We start from the raw sequence: 3321 nt of genomic DNA, 5'->3' as shown, positions 1-3321 counted from the left end.
ATTACCTCAGAGAATCTGATTCGTGCCGCAACCGGAGAAAGAATGTTGAAAACCAAGGGCTCACCAATTGAGGAGAAAAACCTATGACTGCTAACCTCCAAATTGTAATTAAACGAAGAGAATTTACAGTTTTGGGTCTTATAGTGGTATTAATGGTCATTTTTTCACTGAGTACTGAGAAATTTATGTCAGTCAGTAACCTTTCTAATTTACTCTTACAGCTTTCTGGAGTCGCCATATCGGCGATTGGAATGACCATGGTTATCATTACCGGTGGTATTGATGTTTCGGTGGGTTCAATCTTAGGTATGGCTTCAGTGGTCGCCGGAAAACTTCTTATGGCTGGTTCATCCTTTGTTGTCGTTGTTCTTTCGGCAATTATCACCGGTTTTGGGATTGGCATCCTCAATGGGATCATCATCTCTTATGGGAATGTCCCCCCTATAATTGTCACTTTGGGAATGATGAGTATGATGCGAGCTTTAATGTACCAAGTTCTTGGTGGCCGTTGGGTTTCAGGAATTCCACCTGACATACGGATCATTGGCTTAGGAAAATGGCTGGGTATCCCATTATCGATGTGGATTACCGCTGTCTTGATTATTCTTTTCAGCTATTTTCTCAGTTCCCGACCAACCGGACGGGCAATCTATGCCATTGGGAACAACCCAGAAGCAGCCAGAGTTTCTGGAGTCAACCTTGCAAGAACCATTTTAATTGTCTACTCACTTACCGGGCTTTTGGTCGGTTTTGCCGGACTCATCTACGTTGCCCGTACCGGAATTGTACAAACCAATACTGGTTCTGGTTTCGAACTCGAAGTCATCGCAGCTGTAATGTTGGGTGGCACCAGCGTCTTCGGGGGGAAAGGAACCGTGATTGGAAGCTTGCTGGGAGCAGTCTTGGTAGGAATTATTAAAAATGGTATGGTTCTTATGAACGTTCCTGCTCTCAGCGAAGGCTTGGTTATCGGGATACTGATTTTGATTTCGGTTATGATCGACCTCGTCCGATCCAGGGGAGAATCGTTATGAAAAATATTGGAAGCCAAATCGTTGAAAACCGGGTGCTCTTTCTATTGGTATTATTTCTCATTCTCTTCGGGGTGTTTGCCTTTTCCGTCAAGGGTTTTTTCACTTTCTATAACCTCACCAATATGACCCAATACGGTGTGGAACTGGGGTTATTGGCTTTAGCGGAAATGCTGGTCATCCTATCGGGAGGTGCTGGCATTGACCTCTCGGTTGGTTCCATGCTTACCATTGTCGCTATGATTATTGGAGTGCTTATTGGCCGAGCTGGTTTTAATCCATCTTTAGCCATCCTCATTGGTCTTATCGCCGGCAGTGCGATGGGATATGCCAATGGTTTCCTGGTTGCTTATCCCAAGATCCCTCCTTTTATAGTCACTCTTGCCAGCCTTTACGTCTATAAATCATTGGCTATGATTATTTCGGTCGATCCTCGTTTTGGCCCCAATCCAATGCCAGTTTCCAATTTTCCCGAGTCTTTCTATTTTATCGGCCAACATCGTATCGGGGGTCTTCCGTTTCAGGTGTTGTTTATTTTTATCCCAGTGGTTTTGATCCTCATGTTTCTCATGAATCGAACCGTGCTTGGAAGACATCTCTATGGTGTAGGGAGCAATGAAACGGCGGCGATATTTTCTGGGATTAATGTTAAAAAAATTCGAGTAATCGTTTATACTCTCTCCGGCCTCCTAAGCGCTCTAGCTGGTTGGGTAATAACCTCGCGGATTGCCAGCGCCCGCCCTGATATTGGCACTGGCTATGAACTACAAGCCATCACCATAGCTGTATTAGGAGGTGTCAGCATCAAGGGTGGAGAAGGGACAGCCGGCGGGGTTGTATTAAGTATCGCTATCATTACCATGCTCTATAATGGAATGCAGTTAGCGGGAATTCACCAGATCTGGCAGTTGGGTTCTCTTGGTTTAGTTCTGGTGGGAAGTGTCCTGCTGAATCAAATTTTATACAACCGTCGCAAATTTTAGCTATGAAGAGAGGTTTTTTAAAAGGTATTATACTTTTAGTTATCCTCCTTTTTTTCTCCGGTCCTTCTTTTTCTACTGAAGAGGGACCGGCTATCTGGCTTTTTGCTGCTCAACCCGAACGTTACTTCTCGGCTTTTTTAGAAATTCATTTAAAAAGAGTTTTTTCGACTTCACAGTTACAATTTATTAATCTTTATTCCAAACAACCCGGCGAATTGGAAAAAAAAATAAACCCAAAATTGTGCCTTGCCCGTATTATTATCCTAATGGATTTTTCCAAAGAACTAACCGATTGTTTTTTTCGAGAGTGTGAAAATATCGAATTTCGGGAAAAACCTTTTCTTATAACTTGGAATTGCGATTTAACCAACCTCCCTGATTATTTTCATTCTATACCGATTACCATCAATTGGGAGCTGGTGTTGGAAGAACTCCAAACCATTCTGTCTGGTTATCAATCTCCGGCTTTTATCGTCCATAACAATGAATCCTATATCCAAGACTTTCTGTTATACTTGCATAATCATTCCCAATATCACTTGATTGTCGAAGACAATAAACCCTGTCAATCACCACCTCCCCAGCAGGTTTATCTCACCAGCTGTGAAGATATTATGAAAGAATACCTGTCCTTTTCTCATCATATTATTTGCTTTGAATCCTCAACTTTAGCCTTGGCTGAAATACAAGCCGGTCATACCTTAGCCTCAATTGACTTCAAACCTTCACAGATTGCTACTCAAATTTCGGATCTTTTCTCCAATAAAGCCAATAAATTCAATCTAACTCTTACCCCTCTTCTTATCTTCCCCGAATCTCTCTCAGAAGCTGATGCTTATGAAGTCCTTGGTCGTTGTTTTATGTGTAAATAAGTAAGCTCGATGAAATAATTGAGATAAATGAATGCTTTAAATAAGAGGATATCACGGCGAGAAAGGTATTCCAATTCAAAATTATTCCCATTGCATATTATTTTCATGGCTTGTAGCTTTTTAATTTCGCGAAGAATCAATGATTAATAAGGAAAAACGAGTCTCCTCTATAAAGACTCAGAAAACAAAAAACCCCTCTTCAGAAAACCAGACTAAGCTGAAATTCTCTGATTAGAGGGGAAAATATAGCAAAACTGGTAGCGGGGGCCGGATTCGAACCGACGACCTCCGGGTTATGAGCCCGACGAGCTTCCTGACTGCTCCACCCCGCGATATTTATTTAACTGGTGCCGAAGGCCGGAATCGAACCGGCACGGGACTTGCGCCCCAACGGATTTTAAGTCCGTTGCGTCTTCCTGTTCCGCCACTCCGGCA

The 3321-nt window shown here is 42.7% G+C and carries 3 protein-coding genes and 2 tRNA genes; 3 read left to right on the top strand and 2 right to left on the bottom strand.

Going from position 1 to position 3321, the window contains the following annotated elements; genetic code table 11:
- Positions 1–83 precede the first annotated feature (83 nt).
- From PLK24_RS09940 to PLK24_RS09930, 3 genes are read left to right on the top strand one after another with little or no spacing between them, the layout of a single operon-like run.
- The gene (locus PLK24_RS09940; protein ID WP_324478710.1) at positions 84–1034 is read left to right on the top strand and encodes an ABC transporter permease; all 951 of its coding nucleotides are present in this window, start codon (positions 84–86) and stop codon (positions 1032–1034) included.
- Positions 1031–2014 carry an ABC transporter permease gene (locus PLK24_RS09935; protein ID WP_324478708.1) on the top strand — a complete coding sequence of 328 codons (984 nt, stop codon included), beginning with the start codon at positions 1031–1033 and terminating at the stop codon, positions 2012–2014. The genes PLK24_RS09940 and PLK24_RS09935 overlap by 4 nt, the downstream gene beginning before the upstream one ends.
- A 2-nt stretch (positions 2015–2016) precedes the next feature.
- Positions 2017–2886, top strand: coding sequence for a hypothetical protein (locus PLK24_RS09930; protein ID WP_324478706.1), 870 nt, complete (start codon positions 2017–2019; stop codon positions 2884–2886).
- Positions 2887–3141: 255 nt separating this feature from the next.
- Here the strand turns inward: PLK24_RS09930 and PLK24_RS09925 are convergent.
- A tRNA-Met gene (locus PLK24_RS09925) sits at positions 3142–3218 on the bottom strand.
- 13 nt (positions 3219–3231) lie between these two features.
- A tRNA-Leu gene (locus tag PLK24_RS09920) sits at positions 3232–3320 on the bottom strand.
- Between the last annotated feature and the right edge of the window lies 1 nt (position 3321).

The organism is Atribacter sp., from assembly GCF_035418125.1.
Classification (GTDB): Bacteria; Atribacterota; Atribacteria; order Atribacterales; family Atribacteraceae; genus Atribacter; species Atribacter allofermentans.
The sequence above is the reverse complement of the archived record's forward strand: the minus strand, read 5'-3'. Positions and strand labels throughout refer to the sequence as shown.